29 protein-coding genes, 2 tRNA genes and 1 riboswitch are annotated in these 26,294 nt (G+C 70.6%); of the genes, 15 read left to right on the plus strand and 16 right to left on the minus strand.

Going from position 1 to position 26,294, the window contains the following annotated elements; all coding sequences use genetic code 11:
* Positions 1-764: aldehyde dehydrogenase family protein (locus tag KME80_RS41005; RefSeq protein WP_219515896.1), on the plus strand; the 764-nt coding region annotated here is incomplete at its 5' end.
* 2 nt (positions 765-766) lie between these two features.
* Here KME80_RS41005 and KME80_RS41010 read toward each other — a convergent pair.
* Together KME80_RS41010 and def are read right to left on the minus strand one after the other, a co-directional pair.
* The gene (locus KME80_RS41010; RefSeq protein ID WP_219515910.1) at positions 767-1,492 is read right to left on the minus strand and encodes an SDR family oxidoreductase; all 726 of its coding nucleotides are present in this window, start codon (positions 1,490-1,492) and stop codon (positions 767-769) included.
* A gap of 9 nt (positions 1,493-1,501) precedes the next feature.
* Positions 1,502-1,987 carry a peptide deformylase gene (gene def, locus KME80_RS41015; protein ID WP_219515919.1) on the minus strand — a complete coding sequence of 162 codons (486 nt, stop codon included), beginning with the start codon at positions 1,985-1,987 and terminating at the stop codon, positions 1,502-1,504.
* Positions 1,988-2,089: 102 nt separating this feature from the next.
* On the opposite strand from def, the gene KME80_RS41020 reads away from it, so the two are divergent.
* Positions 2,090-2,563, plus strand: coding sequence for a ribose-5-phosphate isomerase (locus KME80_RS41020; RefSeq protein WP_219515936.1), 474 nt, complete (start codon positions 2,090-2,092; stop codon positions 2,561-2,563).
* Between the two features lie 12 nt (positions 2,564-2,575).
* Here KME80_RS41020 and KME80_RS41025 read toward each other — a convergent pair whose 3' ends face one another.
* Together KME80_RS41025 and KME80_RS41030 are read right to left on the minus strand one after the other, a co-directional pair.
* Complete coding sequence (locus KME80_RS41025) at positions 2,576-2,722, minus strand: hypothetical protein (RefSeq protein WP_219515938.1); 147 nt, start codon at positions 2,720-2,722, stop codon at positions 2,576-2,578.
* 15 nt (positions 2,723-2,737) lie between these two features.
* Positions 2,738-3,967: a GNAT family N-acetyltransferase gene (locus KME80_RS41030; RefSeq protein WP_219515947.1), complete on the minus strand. Its 1,230-nt coding sequence runs from the start codon at positions 3,965-3,967 to the stop codon at positions 2,738-2,740.
* Between the two features lie 118 nt (positions 3,968-4,085).
* Between KME80_RS41030 and KME80_RS41035 the strand changes: the two genes are divergently transcribed.
* Complete coding sequence (locus tag KME80_RS41035) at positions 4,086-5,198, plus strand: PP2C family protein-serine/threonine phosphatase (protein ID WP_219515955.1); 1,113 nt, start codon at positions 4,086-4,088, stop codon at positions 5,196-5,198.
* A gap of 164 nt (positions 5,199-5,362) precedes the next feature.
* Here KME80_RS41035 and KME80_RS41040 read toward each other — a convergent pair whose 3' ends face one another.
* Positions 5,363-5,968 (minus strand): response regulator transcription factor, encoded by a 606-nt coding sequence (locus KME80_RS41040; protein ID WP_219515962.1) that lies wholly within the window; start codon positions 5,966-5,968, stop codon positions 5,363-5,365.
* A gap of 142 nt (positions 5,969-6,110) precedes the next feature.
* Between KME80_RS41040 and KME80_RS41045 the strand changes: the two genes are divergently transcribed.
* Together KME80_RS41045 and KME80_RS41050 are read left to right on the plus strand one after the other, a co-directional pair.
* Positions 6,111-7,415 carry a M50 family metallopeptidase gene (locus KME80_RS41045; protein WP_219515970.1) on the plus strand — a complete coding sequence of 435 codons (1,305 nt, stop codon included), beginning with the start codon at positions 6,111-6,113 and terminating at the stop codon, positions 7,413-7,415.
* Positions 7,412-7,777, plus strand: a complete 366-nt coding sequence (locus KME80_RS41050; protein ID WP_219515978.1) for an MmcQ/YjbR family DNA-binding protein — start codon at positions 7,412-7,414, stop codon at positions 7,775-7,777. Before KME80_RS41045 ends, KME80_RS41050 begins: the two co-directional genes overlap by 4 nt.
* Here KME80_RS41050 and KME80_RS41055 read toward each other — a convergent pair.
* The 5 genes from KME80_RS41055 to KME80_RS41075 all read right to left on the minus strand — a co-directional run bounded on the left by KME80_RS41055 (position 7,749) and on the right by KME80_RS41075 (position 13,113).
* Positions 7,749-9,413, minus strand: coding sequence for an alpha/beta fold hydrolase (locus tag KME80_RS41055; protein ID WP_219515987.1), 1,665 nt, complete (start codon positions 9,411-9,413; stop codon positions 7,749-7,751). The genes KME80_RS41050 and KME80_RS41055 overlap by 29 nt on opposite strands.
* Before the next feature lie 81 nt (positions 9,414-9,494).
* On the minus strand, positions 9,495-10,025 hold the full coding sequence (locus KME80_RS41060) for a TetR/AcrR family transcriptional regulator (protein ID WP_219515997.1): 531 nt from the start codon (positions 10,023-10,025) through the stop codon (positions 9,495-9,497).
* A 55-nt stretch (positions 10,026-10,080) separates the two neighbouring features.
* A complete protein-coding gene (locus tag KME80_RS41065; RefSeq protein WP_219515998.1) occupies positions 10,081-11,040 on the minus strand; it encodes a VldE C-terminal domain-containing protein in 960 nt (319 codons plus the stop codon).
* Between the two features lie 7 nt (positions 11,041-11,047).
* Positions 11,048-11,189: riboswitch (cyclic di-AMP (ydaO/yuaA leader) on the minus strand.
* 65 nt (positions 11,190-11,254) lie between these two features.
* Positions 11,255-12,337 (minus strand): galactose-1-phosphate uridylyltransferase, encoded by a 1,083-nt coding sequence (gene galT, locus KME80_RS41070; protein WP_219516007.1) that lies wholly within the window; start codon positions 12,335-12,337, stop codon positions 11,255-11,257.
* Positions 12,334-13,113, minus strand: a complete 780-nt coding sequence (locus tag KME80_RS41075; RefSeq protein WP_219516017.1) for a DeoR/GlpR family DNA-binding transcription regulator — start codon at positions 13,111-13,113, stop codon at positions 12,334-12,336. The genes galT and KME80_RS41075 overlap by 4 nt, the downstream gene beginning before the upstream one ends.
* Before the next feature lie 134 nt (positions 13,114-13,247).
* On the opposite strand from KME80_RS41075, the gene KME80_RS53430 reads away from it, so the two are divergent.
* The gene (locus KME80_RS53430; RefSeq protein ID WP_371825749.1) at positions 13,248-13,325 is read left to right on the plus strand and encodes a 50S ribosomal protein bL37; all 78 of its coding nucleotides are present in this window, start codon (positions 13,248-13,250) and stop codon (positions 13,323-13,325) included.
* Between the two features lies 1 nt (position 13,326).
* On the opposite strand, the gene KME80_RS41080 is transcribed toward KME80_RS53430, so the two are convergent.
* Together KME80_RS41080 and KME80_RS41085 are read right to left on the minus strand one after the other, a co-directional pair.
* Positions 13,327-14,637, minus strand: a complete 1,311-nt coding sequence (locus KME80_RS41080; protein WP_219516024.1) for a TrpB-like pyridoxal phosphate-dependent enzyme — start codon at positions 14,635-14,637, stop codon at positions 13,327-13,329.
* Positions 14,634-15,299: a nucleoside/nucleotide kinase family protein gene (locus KME80_RS41085; protein ID WP_219516026.1), complete on the minus strand. Its 666-nt coding sequence runs from the start codon at positions 15,297-15,299 to the stop codon at positions 14,634-14,636. Before KME80_RS41085 ends, KME80_RS41080 begins: the two co-directional genes overlap by 4 nt.
* A gap of 79 nt (positions 15,300-15,378) precedes the next feature.
* On the opposite strand from KME80_RS41085, the gene KME80_RS41090 reads away from it, so the two are divergent.
* On the plus strand, positions 15,379-15,963 hold the full coding sequence (locus KME80_RS41090) for a hypothetical protein (RefSeq protein WP_219516034.1): 585 nt from the start codon (positions 15,379-15,381) through the stop codon (positions 15,961-15,963).
* A 33-nt stretch (positions 15,964-15,996) separates the two neighbouring features.
* Here the strand turns inward: KME80_RS41090 and KME80_RS41095 are convergent.
* A tRNA-Gly gene (locus tag KME80_RS41095) sits at positions 15,997-16,070 on the minus strand.
* A gap of 90 nt (positions 16,071-16,160) precedes the next feature.
* On the opposite strand from KME80_RS41095, the gene KME80_RS41100 reads away from it, so the two are divergent.
* Positions 16,161-16,234 (plus strand) — tRNA-Pro (locus KME80_RS41100).
* Positions 16,235-16,345: 111 nt separating this feature from the next.
* Here the strand turns inward: KME80_RS41100 and KME80_RS41105 are convergent.
* The gene (locus KME80_RS41105) at positions 16,346-16,588 is read right to left on the minus strand and encodes a cold-shock protein (protein ID WP_219516037.1); all 243 of its coding nucleotides are present in this window, start codon (positions 16,586-16,588) and stop codon (positions 16,346-16,348) included.
* Positions 16,589-16,682: 94 nt separating this feature from the next.
* Here KME80_RS41105 and KME80_RS41110 point away from each other — a divergent pair, with 94 nt between their 5' ends.
* Positions 16,683-17,180, plus strand: coding sequence for a hypothetical protein (locus KME80_RS41110; RefSeq protein ID WP_246646585.1), 498 nt, complete (start codon positions 16,683-16,685; stop codon positions 17,178-17,180).
* 7 nt (positions 17,181-17,187) lie between these two features.
* Here KME80_RS41110 and KME80_RS41115 read toward each other — a convergent pair whose 3' ends face one another.
* Positions 17,188-17,667: an ATP-binding protein gene (locus tag KME80_RS41115; RefSeq protein WP_219516045.1), complete on the minus strand. Its 480-nt coding sequence runs from the start codon at positions 17,665-17,667 to the stop codon at positions 17,188-17,190.
* Between the two features lie 232 nt (positions 17,668-17,899).
* Between KME80_RS41115 and KME80_RS41120 the strand changes: the two genes are divergently transcribed.
* The 6 genes from KME80_RS41120 (at position 17,900) to KME80_RS41145 (ending at position 25,859) form a co-directional block, all read left to right on the plus strand.
* On the plus strand, positions 17,900-18,766 hold the full coding sequence (locus KME80_RS41120) for a Sco1979 family transcriptional regulator (protein ID WP_219516053.1): 867 nt from the start codon (positions 17,900-17,902) through the stop codon (positions 18,764-18,766).
* Between the two features lie 148 nt (positions 18,767-18,914).
* Positions 18,915-20,291, plus strand: coding sequence for a trigger factor (gene tig, locus KME80_RS41125; protein WP_219516063.1), 1,377 nt, complete (start codon positions 18,915-18,917; stop codon positions 20,289-20,291).
* A 175-nt stretch (positions 20,292-20,466) separates the two neighbouring features.
* Positions 20,467-21,099, plus strand: a complete 633-nt coding sequence (locus KME80_RS41130; protein ID WP_219516065.1) for an ATP-dependent Clp protease proteolytic subunit — start codon at positions 20,467-20,469, stop codon at positions 21,097-21,099.
* An 11-nt stretch (positions 21,100-21,110) separates the two neighbouring features.
* On the plus strand, positions 21,111-21,734 hold the full coding sequence (locus KME80_RS41135; RefSeq protein ID WP_219516066.1) for an ATP-dependent Clp protease proteolytic subunit: 624 nt from the start codon (positions 21,111-21,113) through the stop codon (positions 21,732-21,734).
* Positions 21,735-21,917: 183 nt separating this feature from the next.
* The gene (clpX, locus tag KME80_RS41140) at positions 21,918-23,201 is read left to right on the plus strand and encodes an ATP-dependent Clp protease ATP-binding subunit ClpX (protein ID WP_049576077.1); all 1,284 of its coding nucleotides are present in this window, start codon (positions 21,918-21,920) and stop codon (positions 23,199-23,201) included.
* Between the two features lie 90 nt (positions 23,202-23,291).
* The gene (locus KME80_RS41145) at positions 23,292-25,859 is read left to right on the plus strand and encodes a valine--tRNA ligase (RefSeq protein WP_308126138.1); all 2,568 of its coding nucleotides are present in this window, start codon (positions 23,292-23,294) and stop codon (positions 25,857-25,859) included.
* A gap of 247 nt (positions 25,860-26,106) precedes the next feature.
* Here the strand turns inward: KME80_RS41145 and KME80_RS41150 are convergent.
* The coding region (locus KME80_RS41150) for a hypothetical protein (protein ID WP_219516085.1) at positions 26,107-26,294 on the minus strand (188 nt) is incomplete at its 5' end.

The raw sequence follows: 26,294 nt of genomic DNA on the forward strand, positions 1-26,294 counted from the left end.
ACCTGGTCTCCTTCACCGGCTCCACGGCGGCCGGCCGCCGGGTCGCCACGCTGGCCGCCGACGGCGTCAAGCGCGTCGCGCTGGAGCTCGGCGGCAAGTCCGCCAACCTCATCCTGCCCGACGCCGACCTCACCGCCGCCGTCAAGGCGGGCGTCGCCAACTGCTTCGTCAACGCCGGCCAGACCTGCTCCGCCTGGTCACGCATGATCGTCCACCGTGACCAGTACGACCAGGCCGTCCGCCTGGCCGTCGAGGCCACCGCCAAGTACACCGTCGGCGACCCGTTCGACGAGGCCACCAGGATCGGCCCGCTCGTCTCCGCCGCCCAGCGCGACCGCGTCGTCCGCTACATCAACCGGGGCCACGAGGAGGGCGCCCGGCTGGTGGCCGGCGGCACCGAGCGCCCGCTGCCCCGCGGCTTCTACGTCGAGCCGACCGTCTTCGCCGCAGTCGAGCCCGGCATGACGATCGAGCAGGAGGAGATCTTCGGCCCGGTTCTGACGATCATCCCCTACACCGCCGAGGACCAGGCCGTCGAGATCGCCAACGGCACCCCGTACGGGCTCGCCGGCGCGGTGTGGGCGGGCACCGAGGAGCGCGCGGTCGCCGTGGCGCGCAGGCTGCGCACCGGGCAGGTGGCCGTCAACGGGGGCCGGTTCAACCCGATGGCCCCCTTCGGCGGCTACAAGCGCTCCGGGATCGGCCGCGAGCTCGGCGAGCACGGCTTGGAGGAGTTCTTCGAGGTCAAGTCGATGCAGCTGTAGGGCTAGTAGAGCCCGCCGGTGGCGCGGATGCTCTGCCCGGTCACCCAGCCGCCGTCCGGCCCGGCCAGGAACGCGATCACCGACGCCACGTCCTCGGGCCGGCCGAGCCGGCCCAGCGAGGTCAGCGCGACCGTCTGGACCAGGGCCTCCGGCGGGTTGGACGAGCGCAGCATGTCGGTGTCGGTCGCGCCGGGCAGCACCGTGTTGGCGGTGATGCCGCGCCCGCCGAGCTCGCGCGCCGCCACCTTGGCGAACTGCTCGACCGCGGCCTTGCTGGCGGCGTAGACGGCCACGCCGGGGGCGGCCAGCTGGGTGTTGAGCGTCGAGACGTTGACGATGCGCCCGCCGTCGCGCATCACCCGGCCCGCCCACTGGATGGCCAGGAACGTCGCGCGGGCGTTGACCGCGAACACCCGCTCGTAGACCTCGTCCGTCACCTCGGAGATCAGCGCCTGGCCGGTCTCCGCCGCGTTGTTGACCAGGATGTCCAGGCCCGGCAGCCGGGCCTCCGCCTCGGCGAACAGCCGCCGCAGGTCGTCCTTGTCCGCCTGGTCGGCCTGGACCGCGTGCGCGCCCGTCTCCTTGGCGACCCGCTCGGCCGCCTCCCTGTCATGGCGATAGCTGAACACCACGCTCGCCCCGTCGGACGTCAGCCGCTCCACGACCGCTCTGCCGATGCCGCGTGAGCCGCCCGTCACCAGTGCGCCCTTGCCGGAAAGCACAGTCATACGGCCAACTTACGCCTTTTGCATGATCTTGCGAGCCTCGTTCTTCGGCAGCCGGTCGACGTACAGCTTGCCGCCGAGGTGGTCGGTCTCGTGCTGGAAGCAGCGCGCCAGCGAGCCCCTGGCGGTGATCCGCACCGGCCGCTCCAGCCGGTCGACCCCCTCGACCGTCACCCCGGCCGCCCTGGCCACCGGCGCGTAGATCGGGCTGCCGGTCCGCCGGTCGGGCACCGACAGGCAGCCCTCCTCGTCGAGGACCTCCGCCGGGTCGTCCACGGTCAGCACCGGGTTGATCAGGTGGCCCTTGCGCCCGCTGATGTCGTAGACGAACAGCCGCCGCGACACGCCGATCTGCGGACCGGCCAGGCCCACCCCGTCGACCGCGTACATGGCCTGGAACATGTCGTCGATCAGCTTGCGCAGCTCGCGGTCGAACGCCTCGACGGGCTCGGCGGGCGTGCGCAGGACCGGGTCGCCGATCGAACGGATCTCGCGCATGGCGGCTCCTCTCGTAAGGACTACTGGGCGGTGCTGACCCTTACTCTAGCGAGCGGGCGCGGGCCAGGAGCCGCGTCGGCCGGGCTGTGGAAGACTGGTGGCGTGCGTGTCTACATCGGTGCCGACCATGCCGGCTATGAGCTCAAGAACCATCTCGTGTCCTGGTTGAAGGACCACGGGCACGAGGTGACCGACTGCGGTCCCTTCGTCTACGACGCCGAGGACGACTACCCGGCGTTCTGCCTTCGGGCCGCGGAGGGCGTGGCCGGCGACCCGGGCAGCCTCGGCGTGGTCATCGGCGGCTCGGGCAACGGCGAGCAGATCGCCGCCAACAAGGTGCGCGGCATCCGGGCCGCGCTCGCCTGGAGCGACGACACGGCCCGCCTGGCCCGCGAGCACAACAACGCCAACGTGATCGCCGTGGGCGCGCGCATGCACTCGGCCGACGAGGCCACCAGTTTCGTCGAGACGTTCCTGGCCACCTCGTTCTCCGGCAGCGAGCGCCACAGCCGCCGCATCGCCCAGCTGGAGACGTACGAGACCATCGGCCAGCTCCCGTCGCTGCCCCAGGAGTAGCACCGAGGGCGGCTAGGAGCGGCGCCGGGCCTCGCGTCTGGGCGTCTCGTCACGCAGGGGCCGCCGGTCGGCGGCCTCCTGCTGCTCCTTCGACGGGCGCGACACGTCGCGCGCCCGCATCGCGGTGATCGCGGTGATCTGCAAGCTCTGCAGGGCCATGCCCCCGACCCTACGTCAGAACGTCAGCCCCGCCCACGGCTTCGGGCTCCACGACATCGCCGTCGTCAGTGCCCGCACCGCGCCCGGGGTGCGCTCCTCCAGCAGCCCCGCCGCGTGCTGCTCGGCCAGCGCGCCGTCGCCCAGGTAGGCGGAGCCCAGCGACGCGACCTTGAGCACCAGGTCCGGCTCGTCGTCCACCGGCTTGCACGCGGCCCCCGAGGTGTCGGCGGTCAGCCGCCAGCGGCGGGCGTTCCACGGGCACACGTCGTCCTCGACCTCGATCACCACGTCGACCGGCGCCGCGTAGGAGCGCGAGGCCAGCGCCTCGGCCACGTCGACCAGGCGCACCCACAGCTCATCCGTCCAGCGGGCGCGCAGCCGGCGCGAGTCGGCCATCAGCGCGAACAGCGGGTCGTCCACCGGCCGGCTCTCGACGACCACCCTCGCGACCAGGTCACGGTCGAGGACGCTGCGCCACAGCAGCGCGCAGGCGGCCGGATCGGCGGCGAACAGCTCGTGCAGCTTCAGCTCCCCGTCGGGCACGCCGCTGGCGTCCATGCCGGGCCTGATCCGGAACGTCGCGTAGCCGCGCACCCCCTGGTCGTCCTCGGCGATCACCGAGCGGAGCGCGCCCGCGCCCTGCTGGTCGAACTCCTCGTCGGCCAGCGCCGCGTCCCAGAACTCCGCCCGGCGCTCGTACATCCCCGGACGCCGGGGCGACACGGCGGCGAACAGCGCCTCGAAGTCGCCGCGCGCCTCGGCGGGCTTGACCACCCGCAGCCGCAGCGACGGGTCCTGCGGCGCGTCGCGCACGAACGCCGAGCCGGCCCTGTCGATGGTGAACGACATCAGCTCCGCCGCCCTGCCGTAGCCGAACCGGCCGTAGATGGGCGCCTCGGAGGCGTAGAGCGCGGCCACCGACTCGCCACGCTCGCGCACGTCGGCGAGCTGCCTGCGCATCAGCGACGACAGCACGCCACGGCGGCGGTGCGAGGGGAGCACGCTGACCGCGGTCACCCCCGCGACCGGGAGCACCCTGCCGGGAACCGTCATCCGCAGGCTGTACACCCCCGTGCAGCCCACGATGGTGTCGCCGTCGAACGCCGCGAGCGTGCGGTCGAACTCGGTCTGCTTCTTCCAGCGGTCCAGCTGGCGGGGATGCGGGGTCCAGCCGAACCCCTCGCCCAGCACGTCGGAGAACGCCGGCCACTCGGCCTCGGCTATCGGGCGGATCTGAAACGTCATCCGTCCACCGTACGAGGCGCCGCCGCGCCTCGGCCACCGGGTATCCGGTCCCGATGATCAAGGCTCTGGTCAAGTGGGCTGCCCAAACATGGTCCAGACCGATACAGTCAGGCGCATCATGAGTTCCCGTCCGGCGCCGCTGATCCCGCCACGGCTCCGCGCCCTGCTCGTGCGGGTGCCGCTGCTGGTGCAGGCCGTACGGCTGGTGCGGCGCCCGCTGGCCCGCGACCGCAACCTGCTCCTCACGCTGACCGTGGTGTCGCTGGTGATCGGGCTGCTGGCCGCCGAGGTGTCCACGGAGTGGTTCTCGCCGTCGCTGCTCATCCTCGTCACCCTCGTGGGCGGGCTGCAACTGCGGCTGCGCAGCCTGGTCAAGCTGCTCGTCGCCGTGGCCGTCGCGCTCGGCTACGTGGCCACGCAGCTCGGGCCGGGCAGCGTCGGGCTCGGCCTGCTCGTGACGATCGGCTTCACCACGGTGCTGGCCGTGCTCATGGCCCGCACCAGGGGCAAGCTCGGCGTGCAGGGACTGCGCGGCGACGCGATGCTGCTGGAGCTGCGCGACCGGCTCAGGAGCCAGGGCGAGCTGCCGCCGCTGCCCAAGGACTGGGGCGGCAAGGTGGTGCTCAAGCAGGCGGGCGGCTCCTCGTTCGGCGGCGACTTCCTGGTGTCGCTGCGCGACGGCGACCGGGTCGACATCGCGCTCGTCGACGTGTCCGGCAAGGGCGTCGACGCCGGCACCAGGGCACTGCTGCTGTCGGGCACGTTCGGCGGGCTGCTCGGCTCCGTCGACGACTTCCTGCCCGCGTGCAACGCCTACCTGCACCGCCAGCGCGGCGACGAGGGCTTCGTCACCGCCGTGCACGTCCGGCTCGACCTGGCCACCGGCGACTACACGATCACCTCGGCCGGGCATCCGCCGGTCGTCAAGTTCGACGCCGGGACCGGCAACTGGCAGGTCGCCTCCGCCAAGGGCGTGGTGCTCGGCGTGGTGCCCGACCTGCACTGCGAGCCCGACAGCGGCACCCTGCGCAAGGGCGACGCGCTGCTGCTCTACACCGACGGGCTCATCGAGCAGCCGGGCCGCGACATCGACGCCGGGCTCGACCGGCTGCTGGGCGAGGCCGAGCGGCTGCTGCCCTCCGGGTTCCGCGACGGCGCCAGGGCTCTGGTCAACGCCATGGCCTCGGGCCACAACGACGACTGCGCGCTGGTGCTCATCTGGCGCCCGTAGTGACGAATCACACGGGTGCGGTCGTGATCGCGGTCACTGGCCGCCGGCCCGGCATCCTGAGATCGTCATAGAGTCGCGGGCTCCGGGGGAACGGCGCGGCTCCTCCGGGGCCCGCCCGCACACCACCAGCCCGCACATCACCAGCCCGCACACCACCAGCCCGCTCACAGCCAGCCCGAGTCGCTGGCGATGCGCACCGCGTCGACCCGGTTGCGCGCGCCGGTCTTGCACATGATCCGCGACAGGTGGTTGCGCACGGTTCCCACCGACAGGAAGAGCTCGTCGGCGATCTCCGCCGACCGGGCGCCGCCCGCCGCGATCCGCAGCACGTCGATCTCCCGTCTGGTCAGCGGATTGACCGGCGACTGCAGGGCGGCCACGGCCAGCTCGGCGTCGATCGCCCGGCCGCCCGCCGCGATCCGCCGCAACCCCTCGGCGAGCTGCTCCGGCGCCACGTCGAGCGTCATGAACCCGCGGGCGTGCGCCGCCAGCGCCCCGCGCACCTGCCCCGGATGCGGCTGGGCCGACAGGATCAGCACCGCGCACCCGGGCGCCTTCTCCCGCAGCGCCTCCGCCGCGCCCAGCCCGCCCACGCCCGGCAGGTCGGCGTCGACCACCGCCGCATCCGGCTCGCACTCCAGCGCGCGAGGCAGCACGTCCTCGGCGCTCGCCACCTCCGCGACCACCCGCAGGTCCGGCTCGGCCTCCAGCGAGGCCACCAGACCACGCCGCACCAGCGCCAGATGCTCGGCGACCAGGATCCGGATCAAATCGCTCCCTCCGTCACGTCCCAGGGTGATCGTCCGACTGCGGACTGTCAACGGCGGTTCATGCGCAGCCCCCGTCCAGGTGTGCGGAGTTCGACTACCCTTGGGTAGGTCGGGATTTCCGTCTTCCCTGGAGCGCGCGTACATGGATTGGCTCTTCGTCGCGGGCATCGTCATCTTCTTCATCGGACTGATGGCGTCCATCGCGCTGCACGAGGTCGGCCATCTCGTGCCCGCCAAGCTCTTCGGCGTCCGCGTGACGCAGTACATGGTCGGCTTCGGCTCCACCGCCTGGTCCTGGCGTCGTGGCGAGACCGAGTACGGCATCAAGTGGCTGCCGCTCGGCGGCTACATCCGCATGATCGGCATGCTGCCGCCCCGGCCCGGCGACGACCCGACCAAGCTGCGCGGCAGCTCGACGGGCCCGTTCCAGAGCCTCATCGAGACCGCCAGGGAGGCCGCCCAGGAAGAGGTGCGCCCGGGCGACGAGGAGCGGGTCTTCTACCGGAAGAAGTGGTGGCAGAAGGTCATCATCATGTCCGGCGGCCCGGCGATGAACTTCGTGCTCGCCTTCGTCCTCTACACGCTGCTGTTCGTCGGCATCGGCATGCCCACGCTGGTGCCGGTGGTCTCGCCCGACACCACCACGTGCGTGATCCCGGTCAGCGAGCAGCGCACCGAGTGCCGGCCCGGCGACCAGGCGACGCCCGCGGCGAAGGCCAAGCTCAAGGTCGGTGACCAGCTCGTCTCCTTCGACGGCCAGAAGATCGGCTCGTGGGCCGACGCGACCCGGCTGATCCGCTCCCACGGCGCGGGCGAGGTGGCGCTCGGCATCGTGCGCGACGGGAAGCCGATGACGCTCGACGTCACGCTCATCGCCCAGGACCGGCCCAAGCCCGACGACCCCAAGGTGATCGAGAAGAACGTCGGCTTCCTCGGCGTCATGCCCACCGAGGTCATGCAGCAGCAGAGCATCGGCGCGGTCGCCGGTCACATGGCCGAGCTCACGGGCAGGGTGGCGCAGTCGCTGGTCAACCTGCCGGAGAAGATGGTCGGCGTGTGGCACGCCGCCTTCTCCGGCGAGGAACGCGACCCCGAGGGCCCGGTCGGCGTCGTCGGCGCCGGGCGGATGGGCGGCGAGATCCTCGCCTCCGACCTGACCGGCATCCAGAAGTTCCACATCTTCGTCAACCTGCTGGCCGGCTTCAACCTGGCGATCGGCATGTTCAACCTGATCCCGCTGCTGCCGCTCGACGGCGGCCACATCGCGGGCGGCCTGTGGGAGGGCCTCAAGCGGGCCTACGCCCGGGTCCGCCGCCGCCCCGAGCCCGCGTACGTGGACATCGCCAAGGTGCTGCCGCTCACCTACGCGCTCGCCTTCGTCATGATCATCATGGCCGGGCTGCTGGTCTACGCCGACCTGATCAACCCGCTGAGGCTCACCGGATGACCGCGGGCCCGCTCGACGAGCTCCGGCGGCTGTGCCTCGCGCTGCCGGAGACGACCGAGCGGCTCAGCCACGGCGAGCCCACCTGGTTCGTGCGGGGCAAGAAGACGTTCGTCATGTACGCCGACCACCACCACGACGACCGCCTCGCGTTCTGGTGCGCGGCCCCGCCCGGCGTCCAGCAGGAGCTGGTGGCCGAGGACCCGGCCCGCTTCTTCCGGCCCCCGTACGTGGGCCATCGCGGCTGGCTGGGCGTCTTCCTGGACGTGGACGTCGACTGGGCGGAGATCGGCGAGATCGTCGCCGACGCCTACCGGCAGGTCGCGCCCAAGTCCCTCATCGAGCGGATGCCACCGGCCGCCTGAGCACCCGGGCGACCTGGTCGGGGTGGGTGAGCTGCGGATAGTGCCCGGCTCCGGCGATCTCGGTCACCGGATGCCCCGGGTCGGCCGTCAGCGGGTCGGCCGAGCCCGTCACGATCTCGACGGGCACCCGCACCCGTGTCAGCAGCGCCCGCGTGGCGTCCCGCGCGGCCGACGCCGCCCGCAGCGCCGCGACCACGCGCCGCGCCACCCCCGGGCGGCGCAGGTCCAGCGCGGCGCTCGCCACCTCCGGCCCTTCCGGCACGCCCAGCGTGGCGGCCAGCCGGGCGGCGGACATGCGGCGCAGCAGGGGCGCGGCCACGGCCGAACGCGCCGCCCACGACGCCGGAGCCTGGAGGAACGCCGGAGCCACGAGCACGAGCCCGCCCACCCGCTCGGGATGCTCGACCGCGAACCGCAGCGCGGGCCCGCAGGCCAGCGAGTGCGCCACCAGCGTCGGCCGCGTCCGCACGCCCCCCATCAGCCCGGCCAGCCACGCTTCCACCGGCCGGTCAGAAGGCGCGGACCGCCCCAGCCCGGGCAGATCGGGCGCGAGAACCGGCCCCGGCAGCAGGGCGGCCACCCGCGCCCACACGTCGGCGTTCACCGGCAGCCCGTGGAGCAGCACGTGCCCGGGGTCGCGGGCGTCCCCCATCACCCACGTACGGTCCCGGAACCCGTACGGGCGCAGGCACGGCGTCGCCGCGCCGAAGCGGGCCGCCACCAGGTCGTCCGCCCACGCGCGCAGGGCGTCGGCCACCGGCGGCATCTCCAGGCCGGCCCGGGCGGCGAGGGCGCGGGCCGAGGCCGTCGGATAGCGGTCCGACGACAGGAACGACAGCGTCTCCGGATCGGCGCCGGTGAGCGCCCGCGGCAGCCGCCGCACCAGGCCGACGGGGATCGTCCGGCGCGGCGCGCGCACGCCGAGGTGCCGGGCGACCAGGCCGATCAGCTCGGGCAGCGGCGGCGTGTCGTCGTCGAGCACCCAGTGGTCCTCGCCCGCCGGGGCGGCGGGGATCTCCGCCAGGAAGCGCGTGAAGTAGTCCAACGTGACGACCGGCAGGAAGACGTCCGGGCCGCCGGGCAGCGCCGCGAGCCGCCCGTTCCACAGGTCGCCGACGAGGGAGGCCAGGCCGAGGTGCTGGCCGGGGCCGATCACCGTGCTGGGGTTGGCGACGGTCAGCGGGACGCCCAGCTCGCGCGCCCTGGCATGAACGGCGAGGTCGGCCTCGGCCTTGGACGCCTCGTACGCGCCCAGCCGGGCGTAGTCGGGGCGGACGCCGCTCACCCGGTAGCCGCTGATGTGCACGAGCCGCCGCAGGCGGGGGAGCGTGGCGGCCCATTCGAGCACGTGGAGCGCCCCGGTCACGTTCACGGCGCGAGCCTCCTCGACGCCGAGGCCGAACGCGAAGCGCGCCGCGGCGTTGTAGACGTCGCGTGCCTGGGGGAGTCCGGTGAGCGGGCGGGTGAGGTCGGCGGTGACGACGTTCAGCCCGCCGGTGGCGACGCCCCGCTCGGCCAGCCACGGGGTGAGGGTGTCGGTCCGCACGGCCGCCGCCACCCGCTGCCCGCGGCCCAGCAGCTCGGCGACGAGTGCCCGGCCGACGAAGCCGGTCGCGCCGAAGACGATCGCGTCCAAGGGAGCTCCTTAATAGATCGGTCTACATATTTTCTGGGCGTAAAAAGAGCCGCCTCCGTGGCGGGGAGGCGGCCCCAGGGGTCAGCGCAGCAGCCCGGCGAGCACGGCGGCGACGCGGTCCAGCGGCTCCCGGCTGCGGTGCGCCTTGGCCAGCAGCAGCGCCCCCTCGATCAGCGCCAGGACGGTGACGGCGAGATCGTCGGCGTCCGGCCGCCCCGCGAGCCGCGCCCGCAGGGCGGCCTCCCACGACGTGTAGACCTCCGAACACGCCTGCTGGAGCGGGTCGCTGGCGGCGGCCATCTCGAGCGCCACGGTGGCCACCGGGCAGCCCTTGCGCCAGCCCGACTCCTCCAGCCGGTCGCCCAGCAGCCGCAGCACCTCGTCCACGGCCAGGTCGTCGAAGGCCGACCCGATCGCCGCCCCGGCGCGCCGGATCGACTCGCCGACCAGCTGGTCCTTGCCCTCGGGGAAGTGGAAGTACAGCGACCCGCGCGGCGCCCCGCTGGCGGCGATCACCTGGTTGAGCCCGGCATTGGCATAGCCGCCCGCCTCGACCAGCTCCTGGGTCGCCTCCAGGATCCGCAGCCGGGTCTCGGCCCCCTTCTTGCCCATGCCGAAAAACTAGACCGATCTACATATTCTGTCAACGCCGAGCCGGTCGGCCACGTCAGTGCATCGAGATGTGGACGTGGTCGTAGTGGTTCTCGGTGATGCTGCCGCGGTTGGACATGGCGTTCCAGCCGGAGCCGTGGTTGATCCGCTGCTTCCAGATCACGTACTTGACCCCGAGCTTGTCCCGGTTCTTCACGGTCCATTCGGCGATGCGGTCGCCGAGGGCGTTGTTGGCCGCGGTGGGCATGGAGCCGCCGGCGCTCATCATGAAGTCGCAGGCCCGCCCCAGCGGGTGCTCGCCGCTGGACCCCGAGCGGAAGCAGCCGACGCTGAACGGCAGCTTGAAGCTCTTCTCGATCTGCGCCTTCATCGCCCGGGTGCGGGCGGTGATGTTGTCGGTGCCGCTCGGCAGCTGCGGGGCCCAGGTGCCGTCGGAGCGCCGCCCGGTGCTGAACGGGATCAGGTCCTCCAGCTTCTTCTCGATGTCGCCGATGACGTCCTCGGCCTCGTCGCGCTGCTTGGCCACCTCGGTCGTGTCGGCGCTGAGCCGGCGGGCCAGGGCGGCGGCCGCGTCGGCGGCCTTCTTCTGTTCGTCGCGGGCGGCGGCGACGCCGGCCACGATGGCCTGCTGCTCGGCGGTGAGCTGTTCGACCACGGCCGCGCCGGCCCCGTCGGGCGGCACCATGTAGTAGGGCAGGCCCAGCGTGCCGCTCTGGTAACGAAGTCTGGCGAGCTCGCCCACCTTCAGCTGGGCGGCGGCGAGCGCCTGGTCGGCGGCGGCGAGCCGCTTCTTGGCCGCCTCGGCGGCCTCGCGGGCCTTGGCGAGCTCGACGCGTTTGGCGTTGTAGCGCTCGATGAGCTGGTCGACCTTCTTGTTGAGCTGCTTCAGGTCGCCGCGGAGCTGGCTCTCGGACGGCTTGGGCTCGGCCGCGGCCGGTGCTGACCAGGTGGCGAACGTCATCGCTGCCGCGGTGACGACGCCGATGGCAAGTCGCGTGGGGGACGCTGACGCCACGTGCGGGGTTTCCTCTCCCTCTGCCGGCCGGGTTAGCTGACGGGTTCGGGCATGGGAGTCGCTTCCCTACCACCGAAGTGGATTCACCCCAGGTGCGGATGGGTCCCCGGCTCCCGGGCAACTCGCCCGGGATTAGGCGTACACGGTGCTATGACCGCGCTTGAAGGGATAGTAGTGGTAGATCACGAGTAATGCGACATCAATCGGAAATCAATTAGTGATCTACCTGTGATCGAAGCATGCGTGCCGCCTCTTCCGGGAGCACGTCGTTGACGAAGGCTCCCATGGCCGACTCCGATCCCGCCAGGTACTTCAGCTTGCCCGGCGCCCGCCGGATGCTGAACAGCTCCAGATGAAGATAGCCCAGCTCACGGTCCTGCCGGACCGGCGCCTGGTGCCAGGCCGAGATGTACGGCATCGCGACGCCGAACAGCCCGTCCAGCGCGCGCAGCACCGAGGTGTAGAACGGGGCGAACGCCGCCCGCTCGGCCTCCGACAGCGCCGCCAGGTCCGGCACCCGGCGATGCGGGTAGAGATGCACCTCGAACGGCCACCGCGCGGCGGCGGGCACGAACGCCGTCCACAGCTCGTTGGCGGCCACCACCCGGGTGCCCGCCTCCCGCTCGGCCGCCAGCACGTCGGCGAACAGGTTGCGCCCCGGCCGCCGCCCCGCGTAGCGCCTGGCGGCGCCGAGCTGCAGCTTGGTGCGCGGCGTGACGTACGGATAGGCGTAGATCTGGCCGTGCGGGTGGAAGAGCGTGATGCCGATCTCCGCGCCCCGGTTCTCGAAGCAGAACACCTGCTCCACGCCCTCGATCGAGGACAGCTCGGCCGTGCGGTCGGCCCACGCCTCCATGACCAGCTCCACCCGGTCGTCGGAGAGCTGCGAGAACGACGAGGAGTGCTCGGAGGTGAAGCACATCACCTCGCACCGCCCCACCCCCGGCCGGACCTCGCTCAGCCCGCCCACGTCCGCGTAACTGCCGAGATTGCGGGAGAACGACGGGAACCGGTTCTCGAACACCACCACGTCGTAGTCGTCCGCCGGGATCTCCGACGCCCGCGTGTCGGACGACGGGCACAGCGGGCACTCGTCGGCCGGAGGCAGGAACGTGCGCGTCTGCCGGTGCCCGGCGACCGCGATCCACTCCTCGGTCAGCGGGTCGTAGCGCAGCTCCGACGCCACCGGCCGGGGATCGAGCGGCCGCCGGTCGATCGCGCTCCGGTCGGCGTCGTCACGCCGGTCGAAGTAGATCAGCTCCCGGCCGTCGGCCAGATGGGTGATGGTGCGCTTCACTGCGAGCCCTCCGCGATGATCAGTTCGCCGGCGCGTTCGGCCAGCTCCGTACGTGCCTCCTGGGGCAGCCCGGGGTCGCTGATGACCACGTCGGCCTCGCGCAGCTCCGCGATCGTGCTGATGCCGACCGTGTTCCACTTGGTGTGGTCGGCGGGCACGACCAGCCGGTGCGCGGCGTTGACCAGCTCCCGGTCGGTCTCGGACTCCAGCAGGTTGGGCGTGGTGAACCCGGCCCGCACGCTCATCCCGTGCACGCCCAGGAACAGGGTGTCCACGTGCAGGCGCCGGATCGCGGCCACGGCCACCGGGCCGACGAGCGCGTCGGAGGGGGTGCGGACGCCGCCGGTGAGCACGACCGTGCGATCGGCGCGCGGATTGCGGTGGAAGACCTCGGCCACGGGGATCGAGTTGGTGATGACGGTCAGCTCCGGCACCCCGATCAGGTGACGGGCCAGCGCCCACGTCGTGGTGCCGGCCGACAGGGCGACCGCGGTGCCGGGCCGGACGAGCTGGGCGGCGCGCCGCGCGATGGACTCCTTCTCCTGCTGCTGGCGGGCCGACTTGGCGGTGAAACCCGGCTCCTCGGTCGAGCCGGGGCCGAGCGTCGTGGCGCCGCCGTGGACCTTCTCCAGCAGCCCGCGCTCGGCGAGCACCTCCAGGTCGCGGCGGATCGTCATGTCGGAGACGCCGAGCTCGCGCACGAGATCGGCCACCCGGACCCCGCCTGCGCTGCGGACGCGTTCGAGAATCGCCTGCTGACGCTGCTGTGCGAGCACGCCCCCGCTCCTTCCAACAGATTCCACCAAATTATGACACGAATATGTTGGGGAATGTTAGGTCACCGGGACGCTTGTCCAGCGCCCCGATGCGGGAGACATTGAGAGAGCCCCATCACCAGGAGGGATGCGACATGGCCAAGCGCGCACGCAAGGGCAAGGCACGCAAGAAGAAGAAGGCCAACCACGGCAAGCGCCCCACGGCGCGCTGACTCACCCGGGCAGCTCGCTCAGCGCCTCGTCGATCCGCTCCTGCGGCAGCGTGAAGTCCGTCATCTCGCCCGACAGGTAGCGGTCGTAGGCGGCGAGGTCGAAGTGCCCGTGCCCGCACAGCGCCGTCAGGATGACCTTCGCCTCGCCGCTCTCCGCGCACCGCCGCGCCTCGGCGATGGTCTCGGCCAGCGCGTGCGTCGGCTCCGGCGCGGGCACGATGCCCTCCGTCCTGGCGAACGTCACCCCGGCCTCGAAACACTCGGTCTGCGACCGGGTCACCGCCTCGAACAGCCCGAGCTCGTACAGGTGCGACAGCAGCGGCGACATCCCGTGATAACGCAGCCCGCCGGCGTGGATCGGGTCGGGCACGAACCCGTGGCCGAGCGTGTGCATCTTGAGCAGCGGCGTCAGCCCGGCCGTGTCGCCGAAGTCGTAGGCGTAGCGGCCGCGCGTGAACGACGGGCAGGCGGCCGGCTCGACGGCCCGCAGCACCGGCCCGCCCTCCCCGGCGAGCTTGCCGCGCAGGAACGGGAAGGCCAGCCCGGCGAAGTTCGACCCGCCGCCGGTGCAGCCGATGACCAGGTCGGGCCGCTCGTCGAGCTGCGCCAGCGCCTCCTCGCCGATCACCGTCTGGTGCATCAGCACGTGGTTGAGCACCGACCCGAGCGCGTACCGGGTGTCGGCCGCCCCGGCCGCCGCCTCGACCGCCTCGCTGATCGCGATGCCCAGGCTCCCCGGCGAGTCCGGGTGATCGGCCAGCACCTTGCTGCCGGACATCGTCACCGATGACGGGCTCGCGTGCACCGTCGCGCCGTACACCCCCATGAGGGAGCGCCGGTAGGGCTTCTGGTCGTAGGAGGCCCGTACCATCCAGACCTCGCACTCCACCCCGAACTGGGCGCACGCGAACGCCAGCGCGCTGCCCCACTGCCCCGCGCCGGTCTCGGTGGTGAGCCGGCGCACGCCCTCACGCGCGTTGTAGTACGCCTGCGGGACCGCCGTGTTGGGCTTGTGCGACCCGGCGGGCGAGACGCCCTCATACTTGTAGTAGATCCTGGCCGGGGTGCCCAGCGCCCGCTCCAGCCGGCGCGCCCGCACCAGCGGCGTCGGCCGCCACAGCCGGTAGACGTCGAGCACCTCCTGCGGCACCGGCACGAACCGCTCCTGGCTCACCTCCTGCCCGATCAGCTCCATCGGGAACAGCGGCGCCAGATCGTCCGGCCCCACCGGCTCCCGGGTGGCCGGATGCAGCGGCGGAGGAGGCGGAGCGGGCAGGTCGGGAACGATGTTGTACCAGTGGCTGGGGATCATCCACCCAGTCTGCGCCGCCGCGCGCCGCCGTTCCAGTCGCCTTCCCGCATGGCCGGCCGCCCCGGATGATCGGCCCGTACGAGCACGTCCGCCGTCTCGGCGGGCCGCACCTCCTGCTCGTAGCGGTCATATGCCGGCAACCGCCACCGTTCGGACTCGGGCGTGCGCCGTTCCAGCGCACCCGCCGACAGCCACAGGTGCACGCTCAGCTCGACCGGCAGCCCCCGCCCCAGCAGCAGCGTCCCGTCCAGCAGCAGCACCCCGCCCGGCGCCAGCGTCTCGTACGGCAGCCGGAAGGCCCGGTCGATCCGGCTGTCCCACAGCGCCGGCAGCACCCGCCCCGAGCCGCCCGGGCCCAGCGGCTCCAGCACCTCCCGCAGCAGCCCCTTCACGTCGAGCCAGTCGTCGTAGAACACGTCAGGATCGGTCCGCCCGTGCTCCAGCCGCAGCGACGCCGGGCGCAGGAAGTCACCCGCCGACACCCGCAGCACCTGCCGCCCGCGCACCCGCAGCGGCGCCGCCAGCCGGTCGGCCAGCTCCCCGGGCGCCGCCGCCGGAGCCCCGTCGACGACCACCCGCGCCCAGCCGTCGCCCGGCCCCGCCGCGATCGCCTCGGCCAGCTCCTCGACGAGCGCCTCCATCGAGATCGGTCGTGCACGCATCACGTCCGAGCCTACGGGCTCCGATGCGCGTGCTCCCGCGTTCCTGGACCCGGCCCGATCACTCGGCCACGATGAGGCCATGACGCAGAACGGATCGGCGCAGCGGCCCGCGACGGACGGGGACAAGGGCCGTCAGCTGAACTGGCCGGCGACCGTGAGCGCCCTCGCCGCCTCGGTGGCGGCCGTGGTCGCGCTGATCGCGTACCTGGCCCCGCCCGCCGGGCAACCCATCGGGACAGAAACTCCGTCCCCGTCCGCGTCCCGGTACATCCCGTCGCGCGACCGGGAGACCAGCCGCCCGCCTTCGGACCCGCCGCCCCCCGACCCGGAAACCACCCGTGCTGACCCCGTCACGTCCGTGGTGCTGCCCCCGGTTCCCCCCATCGGCTGCGCCGAGGCGACGGCCGCACTCAACGCCTACAGCCGGAACGCCGGCGACACCCGCAGCAGCCATGCAGGCGCGGCCCAGCAGGCGTACTCGGAGCTGATGGGCGTGGCCCTGAACGCCCAGGGAGCGGTCGGGCAGAAGGTCACCAGGCTGGCCAGAGAGTTCCAGGAACTGAACTTCCGCCTGACCGGCATGGTCATGAACGACCCGAACGAGGTGCTCGCAGACATCCGGACCGACATCGCGGAACTCAACAGACTGTGCACCCCCGCCTGACACGGCAGGGGGCCGGAGCGGGCCTTACGGCTGTGGAGCGGACGACGGGAATCGAACCCGCGTAGCTAGTTTGGAAGACTAGGGCTCTACCATTGAGCTACGTCCGCGCGAACCGGTCGAACTCTGGTCTAGACTTCATCCGGTCGTCAGGGCGTAAGCGTACCGGAGTCCCGGAGCGTGTGCGTACCCGGCGCCGACGGGGCGTGGCGCAGCTTGGCAGCGCGCTTGCTTTGGGAGCAAGAAGTCGCAGGTTCAAATCCTGTCGCCCCGACCCAGCTCAAAGGCCCCATCCGATCCCGGGTGGGGCCTTCTGCGTGACTGAGTGGGTGGCTTTTGGGAGGTCGCGGGTCGAGTTCCAGGACGCCGGACCGGGCGGCGGCGGTCAGAGGCTCCGTACGTTCTCGGCGACGTACTGGAAGCCGTCCTGCTCGCGCCGGACCAACTCGAACGTGACGCGTTCGCCCGCCCGCAGGCTCCGGTACCCGTCGGCGATGATGTCGCTGAAGTGCGCCCAGGCGTCGTGCCCGTCCGGAAGGGACGGCGAGGAGAGGACGCCCCATCCTTCCTCGGCGTGCCAGACCTTGACCATGCCGTGAACTGTGCCGTGAACCGTGCTGTCGGACATGCCGCCCATCCTGGCACGGGCGTCCCCCGGGCGGGGGAGCGCGGTGGCCCGCGGGCGGGAGGCGGCGCCAGCGCGTGATCACGACGATGGACCCATGCGTACGAACCTCGTCGTCGTCCCCCGCTGGCCGGTGGTGGCCGCGCACGCCGCCGCCCTCGTGGCGCTCCCGTCCGGGCTGTGGCGGATCGGCCTGGTGCTCGGCTTCCCGCTCGGCTACACGGAGGAGGGCCTGCGCGCGTTGCTGGGGACGGGGGCGGCGGGGCCGGCGTACCTGGTGGCGCTGAGCGTGCTGACCGAGGGGGCGGGGCTGCTGACGCTCGGCCTGGTGCGGCCGTGGGGCGAGGTGGTGCCGCGCTGGGTCCCGTATGCGGGAGGCAGGGTGATCCCGCGTCGTGCGGTGCTCGCGGCGGCGTGGGCGGGCGTCGTGGTGCTGGCGGTGCTGTGGACGCCGTTCCTGTTCTGGTGGGCGGTGCCGCACGGTGACATGACGGCCACCGAGCACCTGCTGGTGGGGTTCGTCTATCTGCCGCTGGTCGCGTGGGCTCCGCTGCTGGCCGCCGTCACGCTGGCCTACCAGCGGCGGACGCGCTGAGGGCGGGTCAGGACTCGTCGGTGCGGAACAGGGCCCACACGGCCTTGCCGCCGCGCGCCAGCGGGTCCCAGCCCCAGCACTGGCTGTACGTCTCGACGATGTAGAGGCCGCGCCCGTTCTCGGAGATGAAGTCGGGCTCCTTGGGCGTGGGCACGTCGTCGCTCGGGTCGGCCACGGCCAGCAGGACGTGCGGCGCCACGCGCATGAGCAGCAGCGTGATCTCGCGCCCGCCCCGGGCGTACATGGCGTAACGGACCGCGTTCGTCACCAGCTCGGAGACCACGAGCGCCGCGTCGTCGCTCAGTTCGGACAGGCCCCAGCCGCTCAGCGTGGTGCGGGTGACGTCCCTGGCGGTCTTGACCGAGTCGGCCTGGAAGGGCAGCGGGCACGCGGTGGTGTACGGCTTGCCCGAGGTGAGGAGCTGGTCGAAGCCCACCTCACGGGTGATCTGCAGGCAGTCGGCAGTGGCCAGAGGATCCTCCACCATCCCGCCGATACCTCCCAGTCGCCTTCGGTTTAGTGCATGTTTGGCCCAATATGCACTAGGCCATCATGGGTCACGATCCCGTGTCGCTGCAAGACCCAAATGCACGTGCATGTGCAATGTGCAGCAGCATGAGCGATTTCCGCATACGTATCCGAATCGGACACCAGGTTGAGACCTTGTCATACCCGGCAAACAGATGTCACTGTGTGTGCGGACCTTGATAGGAGGCAAAGTGACGCAGAACCAGCCGGGTTCCGGGCCTACGGCGCTGCGCATCCTCCTGGGTTCCCAGCTGCGCAGGCTCAGGGAAAGCAGGGGCGTCACGCGCGAGGAGGCGGGCCACCTCATCCGGGGGTCCGAGTCCAAGATCAGCCGTATGGAGCTGGGCCGGGTCGGGTTCAAGGAGCGTGACGTGGCCGACCTGCTCACCCTGTACGGAGTGGTCGACGACGGGGCCCGCGCAGCCGTGCTGGACCTGGTCGCGACCGCCAACGAACCCGGCTGGTGGCACCGCTTCAACGACATCCTCCCCACCTGGTTCCAGGCGTACGTCGGCCTCGAGGAGGCCGCCGCCCGGATCAGGACGTACGAGGTCCAGTTCGTGCCGGGACTGCTGCAGACCAAGGAGTACGCGCGCGCGGTCGTCACGGCGGGATCCGCCGGGGTCGGCGCGGAGGAGATCGCGCGGCGGGTCGACCTGCGGCTCGAACGCCAGCGCGTGATCGACAGGCCCGACGGCCCGGTCTTCTGGGCGGTGATCGACGAGGCGGCGCTGCGCCGGCCCATCGGCGGCGCCGAGGTCATGAAGGCGCAGCTGCAGCACCTCATCGACCTCATGCGCCAGCCGAACATCACCATCCAGATCATGCCGTTCAGCTTCGGCGGCCACAGCGCGGAGGGCGGCGCGTTCAGCATCCTGCGCTTCCCCGACAGCGACCTGCCCGACGTGATCTACGTCGAGCAGCTCGCCAGCGCCCTCTACCTGGACAAGCGCGAGGACGTGGACCGCTACACCGAGGTCATGGAGAGGTTGTGCGCCGTCAGCACGACCCCTGACGAGACCATCGAGCTGCTGCGCGTCATCGCCGAAGAGTTCTGAGAGCTACCTGCTCTGCCCTAGACTGACGGACGGCGTTTGGATCCGCCGTGGCGGAGCATGCCCAGCGCCAATACGTGGGCGCGGCGCGCGAGCCGTACCGAATGGACGCGCCCGCGATCACCAGAAGCTTGATCAAGGAGACCACCCCGTGAAGACCGCTGTCGAGGAGCTCAGCCCGACCCGGGTGAAGCTCACTGTCGAGGTGCCGTTCGACGAGCTGCGCCCGAGCATGGATGCGGCGTACAAGAAGGTCGCGCAGCAGGTGCGCGTCCCCGGGTTCCGTCCTGGCAAGGTCCCGGCCCGCATCATCGAGCAGCGCTTCGGCCGGGCGGTAGTGCTGGAGGAGACCCTCAACGACGCGGTGCCCAAGCTCTACGGCCAGGCCGTGGACGAGGTAGACGTGTTCCCGGTCAGCCAGCCCGACATCGAGGTCACGAAGATCGAGGACGGTGAGCAGATCGAGTTCACCGCCGAGGTCGACATCCGGCCCAACTTCGACGTCCCCGACTACAAGGGCGCCGAGGTCACCGTCGACGCCGCCGAGGTCTCCGACGCCGACATCGACGCCCAGCTCGACTCGCTGCGCCAGCGTTTCGCCACGCTGACCGGCGTCGAGCGGCCCGCTGCCACCGGCGACTTCGTCGTCATGGACCTGCGTGCCGAGATCGACGGCCAGAACATCGAGGAGCAGCAGGCCAGCGAGGTCTCGTACGAGGTCGGCGCCGGCTCGGTGCTCCAGGGCCTCGACGCCGCCCTCGAGGGCATGTCCGCGGGCGAGGAGAAGACCTTCAGGACCGAGCTCGTCGGCGGCGCCAACGCCGGCGAGGAGGCTGACGTGATCATCAACGTCAAGTCGGTCAAGGAGAAGGTCCTGCCCGAGCTCGACGACGAGTTCGCCCAGCTGGCCAGCGAGTTCGACACGCTCGACGAGCTCAAGGCGAGCATCCGCGAGCAGGCCCGCCGCAACAAGCTCATCGAGCAGGTCGTCCAGACCCGCGAGAAGGCCCTCGACACGCTGCTCGAGAAGATCGACATCCCGATCCCCGACAGCGCGCTCAAGGCCGAGATCGACGCCCGCAAGCACAACCTCGACCATCAGATCGCCGAGAGCGGTCTGAGCCGTGACGCCTTCTTCCGTCTCTACCAGACGACGGAGGAGGAGCGCTTCGCCGAGTTCGAGACCAGCTCCGCCAAGGCGATCAAGGTCGGCTTCGTGCTCGACAAGATCGTCAAGGCCGAGGAGCTCGGCGTGACCGAGCAGGAGCTGACCAACTTCGTGGTGCGCCGCGCCATGGAGATGGGCGTCCAGCCCAACCAGCTGGCCCAGCACCTGGCCGACAACGACCAGCTCACGCTGGCCATGGTCGAGATCGTCCGTGACAAGGCCAAGTCCGTCATCGGTGACGCCGCCAAGGTCGTCGACACCGAGGGCAACGAGGTCGACCTCAAGGCCATCTACACCGAGATCAACGGTGAAGAGGTCGTCGAGGAAGAGGACGAGTCCGAGGAGAAGGCCGAGGCCTGATCCCCGCCCCAGCGCGCGCGAAGCCCCCAAGCCCCTGGCCTGGGGGCTTCGCGCGTGCCGGAGACCCGACCTGCGCCGTCAGCGAACAGTACGTGGACCGGGCATGACCGGGGGGCGGCGCGCGTTAGGGTCACAAGCAAAGCCCATCGATTACGACGCATCGGAAGGTGACGCTGTGACCAGCCCGCCGACCTTCTATCAGCCTGAGTCGCGAGGCCGTGAGAACGGCACGTCCTTCCGGCTTGAGGACCAGCTTTACCAGCGCCTGCTGCGCGAGCGCATCATCGTGCTCGGCCAGGAGGTCAACGACGAGATCGCCAACCGGATCTGCGCCGAGCTGCTCCTGCTGGCCGCCGACGACCCGGATCGCGACATCAGTCTTTACATCAACTCGCCCGGCGGCTCCGTGAGTGCCGGCATGGCGATTTACGACATGATGGAGTACGTGCCCAACGACGTCTCCACCGTGGTGATGGGCATGGCGGCCTCGATGGGGCAGTTCCTGCTCTCGGCGGGGGCGCCGGGCAAGCGCTACGCGCTGCCGCACGCCCGCGTCATGATGCACCAGCCCTCGGGCGGCATCGGCGGCACCGCGGCCGACATCGCCATCCAGGCCGAGCAGATGCTCTACGTGAAGAAGACGCTGGCCGAGCGGATCGCCTTCCACACCGGCCAGCCGCTGGAGCAGATCGAGGCCGACTCCGACCGCGACCGCTGGTTCACGGCCGACGAGGCCAAGGACTACGGCTTCATCGACCATGTCGTGCGCAGTGCTCGGCAGGTGCCCTCGCAGGGCCCGGTTTCCTAGGGGTATCTACTGTGAACATCGAAAGCCGCTACGTGCTCCCGCAGTTCACCGAGCGCACGTCCTACGGGACCAAGACCATGGACCCGTACACCAAGCTGTTCGAGGACCGCATCATCTTCCTCGGCGTGCAGATCGACGACGCGTCGGCCAACGACGTCATGTCGCAGCTGCTGACGCTGGAGTCCCTCGACCCCGACCGTGACATCAGCATCTACATCAACTCGCCGGGCGGCTCTTTCACCGCCATGACGGCGATCTACGACACGATGCAGTTCGTCCGGCCGGAGATCCAGACCGTCTGCCTCGGCCAGGCCGCCTCCGCGGCGGCCGTGCTGCTGGCCGGCGGCACCCCGGGCAAGCGCTTCGCGCTGCCCAACGCCCGGGTGCTGATCCACCAGCCGTCCACCGAGGGCGGCGGCCAGGGCAGCGACATCGAGATCCAGGCCCGCGAGATCCTTCGCATGCGGACCCTCCTTGAGGACATCGTGGCGAAGCACTCGGGAAAGACCTCTGCCGAAGTCCGCAAGGACATCGAACGCGACAAAATTCTCAACGCGGATGAGGCAAAGGCGTATGGTCTGATCGACGACATCATCCCGTCCAGGAAGAAGCGAGCTCAGGCTGTGGCTTCCTAGACGAGACGACCCGCACCGGAGCGGTGCCCAATAGGGCACGTTCCGGTGCGACTCGCCGCTAGGGGGCTCACTGAGGGCCCAGAAGACGGTAACGTCGAAACCTGAGCGGTTCGGCCTAGTCCGGAGGATGTCCGGCGACACTGCTCGATGAGCAGGGCGGTCCCACGCAAAGGAGTATCTGGGGTGGCACGCATCGGCGACGGGGGAGACCTGCTGAAGTGCTCGTTCTGTGGAAAGAGCCAGAAGCAAGTCAAAAAGCTCATTGCCGGTCCAGGCGTCTACATCTGCGATGAGTGCATCGATCTCTGCAACGAGATCATCGAGGAGGAGCTCTCCGAGTCCTCCGAGCTCAAGTGGGACAACCTGCCCAAGCCGAGGGAGATCTTCGAGTTCCTCGACGCCTACGTCATCGGTCAGGACAAGGCGAAGAAGGCGCTCTCGGTGGCGGTCTACAACCACTACAAGCGGGTGCAGTCCGGCGACCGGGGCAGAGACGACGGCCTGGAGCTGTCCAAGAGCAACATCCTGCTGCTGGGCCCCACGGGCTCGGGCAAGACGCTGCTCGCCCAGACGCTGGCGAAGATGCTCAACGTGCCCTTCGCCATCGCCGACGCCACCGCCCTCACCGAGGCCGGTTACGTGGGCGAGGACGTCGAGAACATCCTGCTCAAGCTCATCCAGGCCGCTGACTACGACGTCAAGAAGGCCGAGACGGGCATCATCTACATCGACGAGGTCGACAAGATCGCCCGCAAGAGCGAGAACCCGTCGATCACCCGCGACGTCTCCGGTGAAGGCGTGCAGCAGGCCCTGCTGAAGATCCTCGAAGGCACCACCGCCTCGGTGCCCCCGCAGGGCGGCCGCAAGCACCCGCACCAGGAGTTCATCCAGATCGACACCACCAACGTGCTGTTCATCTGCGGTGGCGCCTTCGCCGGCCTCGAGAAGATCATCGAGTCGCGCATCGGCAAGAAGGGCATTGGCTTCAACGCCGTCATCCGCTCCAAGGAAGAGATCGACTCGGTCGACATCTTCGCCGACGTGATGCCCGAGGACCTGCTGAAGTTCGGCATGATCCCCGAGTTCGTCGGCCGCCTGCCGGTCATCACCTCGGTGCACAACCTCGACCGCGAGGCGCTCATCCAGATCCTCACCGAGCCGCGCAACGCCCTCGTCAAGCAATACCGCAAGCTCTTCGAGCTCGACGGGGTCGAGCTGGAGTTCACCGACGACGCGCTCGAGGCCATCGCCGACCAGGCGATCCTGCGCGGCACCGGCGCCCGCGGCCTGCGCGCCATCCTGGAGGAGGTGCTCCTGTCGGTCATGTACGAGGTACCGTCCCGGCAGGATGTGGCCCGCGTGGTCATCACCCGCGAATCGGTCCTGGAGCACGCCATCCCGACGCTCGTCCCGCGCGACCAGCTCGCCGCCAAGCAGCAGCGGACCCCGCGCGAGAAGTCGGCCTGAGCCGCCGCTGAGCCGCCGCGACAGCGGCAACGCCCCGTGGACCCGGTCCATGGGGCGTTTCCCTTTCCCATCTCCCTAGAATTGGTCACTGTGACAACGCCAGAGCTGCCTACCCAGTACACCCCGGCCGACGTCGAGACCCGAAGCTACGAGCGATGGGTGTCCGAAGGCTACTTCCACGCCGACCCGGGCAGCTCGCGGGAGCCGTACAGCATCGTCCTGCCCCCGCCCAACGTCACCGGCGTGCTGCACATCGGTCACGCGCTCGACCACTCCATCCAGGACGCCCTGAGCCGCCGCGCCCGCATGCGCGGGCACGAGACGCTGTGGCTGCCCGGCATGGACCACGCCGGCATCGCCACGCAGAACGTCGTCGAGCGCAAGCTCGCCGCCGAGGGCCTGTCCCGCCACGACCTGGGCCGCGAGGCGTTCGTCCAGCGGGTCTGGCAGTGGAAGGAGGAGTCCGGCGGCCAGATCCTCGGCCAGATGCGCAAGCTCGGCGACGGCGTCGACTGGTCGCGCGAGCGCTTCACCATGGACGAGGGCCTGTCCCGGGCCGTCCAGACCATCTTCAAGAAGCTCTTCGACGACGGGCTGATCTACCGCGCCGAGCGCATCATCAACTGGTGCCCGCGCTGCCTGACCGCCCTGTCCGACATCGAGGTGGAGCACAGCGAGGACGAGGGCGAGCTCGTCTCGATCCGCTACTCCGATGAGATCGTGGTCGCCACCACCCGGGCCGAGACCATGCTCGGCGACACCGCCGTGGCCGTCCACCCGTCCGACGAGCGCTACGCGCACCTGGTCGGCACCCTGGTCGAGGTGCCGCTGACCGGCCGCATGATCCCGGTGGTCGCCGACGAGCACGTCGACCCGGCCTTCGGCACCGGCGCCGTCAAGGTGACGCCCGCGCACGACCCCAACGACTTCGAGATCGGCCGCCGCCACTCGCTGCCGTCGCTGACCGTCATGGACGAGCGCGGCGTCATCACCGCGCACGGCCCGTTCGAGGGGCTCGACCGGTTCGAGGCACGGCCCGCCGTCGTCGCGGCCCTGCGCGCCGAGGGGCGCATCGTCGCCGAGAAGCGCCCGTACGTCCACTCCGTCGGCCACTGCTCGCGCTGCAAGACCGTGGTCGAGCCGCGGCTGTCGCTGCAGTGGTTCGTCAACGTGGCGCCGCTCGCCAAGGAGGCCGGCGACGCGGTGCGCGACGGGCGCACCCGCATCCACCCGCCGGAGCTGGCCAAGCGTTACTTCGACTGGGTCGACGACATGCACGACTGGTGCATCTCCCGGCAGCTGTGGTGGGGCCACCGCATCCCGGTCTGGTACGGCCCGGGCGGCGAGGTCGTCTGCGTGGGCCCCGACGAGACCCCGCCGGAGGGCTACGTCCAGGACCCGGACGTGCTCGACACCTGGTTCTCCTCCGGTCTCTGGCCGTTCTCGACGCTCGGCTGGCCCGACGCCACGCCCGAGCTGGCCCGCTTCTACCCGACCTCGGTGCTCGTCACCGGCTACGACATCCTGTTCTTCTGGGTCGCGCGGATGATGATGTTCGGCCTGTACGCGATGGACGGCGAGCCGCCGTTCCGCGTGGTGGCCCTGCACGGCATGGTCCGCGACCAGTACGGCAAGAAGATGTCGAAGTCGTTCGGCAACGTCGTCGACCCGCTCGACTGGGTGGAGCGCTTCGGCGCCGACGCCACCCGCTTCACACTGCTGCGCGGCGCCAACCCCGGCGCGGACGTGGCGGTCAGCGAGGAGTGGGCGGCGGGCTCGCGCAACTTCTGCAACAAGATCTGGAACGCCACCCGGTTCGCGCTGATGAACGGCGCCACCGTCGGCCCCCTCGAAGGGCTCACGCTGACGGCGGCCGACCGGTGGATCCTGTCGCGGCTGCAGAGCGTGATCAAGGCGGCCGACGAGGCGTTCGAGGAGTTCGAGTTCGCCAAGGCGTCCGACCTGCTCTACCACTTCGCCTGGGACGAGGTCTGCGACTGGTACCTGGAGCTGGCCAAGATCCAGCTCGGCGAGGGGCTGGAGCACACCCGGCTGGTGCTCGGGCACGTGCTCGACGCGCTGCTGCGGCTCATGCACCCGCTTGTCCCGTTCGTCACCGAGGAGCTGTGGCGGGCGGTCACCGGCGGGGAGTCCGTCGTGGTGTCCTCCTGGCCGCAGGCCGATCCGCGCTACGCCGATCCCGCGGCGGAGGCGGAGATCGTCGCGCTGCAGGAGCTGGTGACCGAGGTGCGCCGGTTCCGCTCCGACCAGGGCCTCAAGCCCGGCCAGAAGGTGGCGGCGCGGCTGGCGCTGGCCGGCACCCCGCTCGCGGGGCAGGAGTCGGCCGCCCGTTCGCTGCTGCGGCTCACCGAGCCGTCGGAGACCTTCAACCCGACGGCCAGGTTCGCCGTGGGCGGGGTGGGCGTCGAGATCGACACGGCGGGCGCGATCGACGTGGTCGCCGAGCGCAAGCGACTGGAGAAGGACCTGGCCGCCGCGCGCAAGGAGGCCGCCCAGGTCGCTGGCAAGCTCGGCAACGAGCAGTTCATGGCCAAGGCGCCGGCCGACGTGGTGGCCAAGGTGCGGGGGCGGGCCGACCAGGCCGCCGCCGACATCGAGCGCCTCGAGTCCCAGCTCGCCGCGCTGGGTTTGAGCTAGCCGGACGAGGGGAAGGTTCATTCGTTACCGAGAATGGACCTTCCACGGTCCAGAGGCTGCTACAGTTTTCCACGCGGGGCGGTTCAGCCCCCAAACCCCTTGCAACGGATCTCCGGGCAACCGGCCGTGTCAGAGCGTGATTGGACACGGCGCGAAAGTTCGGGTAAGTTACGAGGGTTGCCTCGGAAGGGGCGTCCGGAAGCTACCGGATCGGGCGGTTTGACAAGGAACGTCCGGATCTGATAAGCTAGCGGAGCTGAAACGAGCGCCTCCGGCGCTGAGACCCACGGTCTCGGTCAAGGAAGTACGCGTCCGTTTCTTGAGAACTCAACAGTGTGTCAAAAGCCAGTGCATGAAGTTTTTCATGCAACACCTCGTCAAATATGACGGAGATAATGTTGCCTGGTATCAAACCTTTTTTGGAGAGTTTGATCC

It is taken from the genome of Nonomuraea ceibae (assembly GCF_019396325.1).
Lineage (GTDB): Bacteria > Actinomycetota > Actinomycetes > Streptosporangiales > Streptosporangiaceae > Nonomuraea > Nonomuraea ceibae.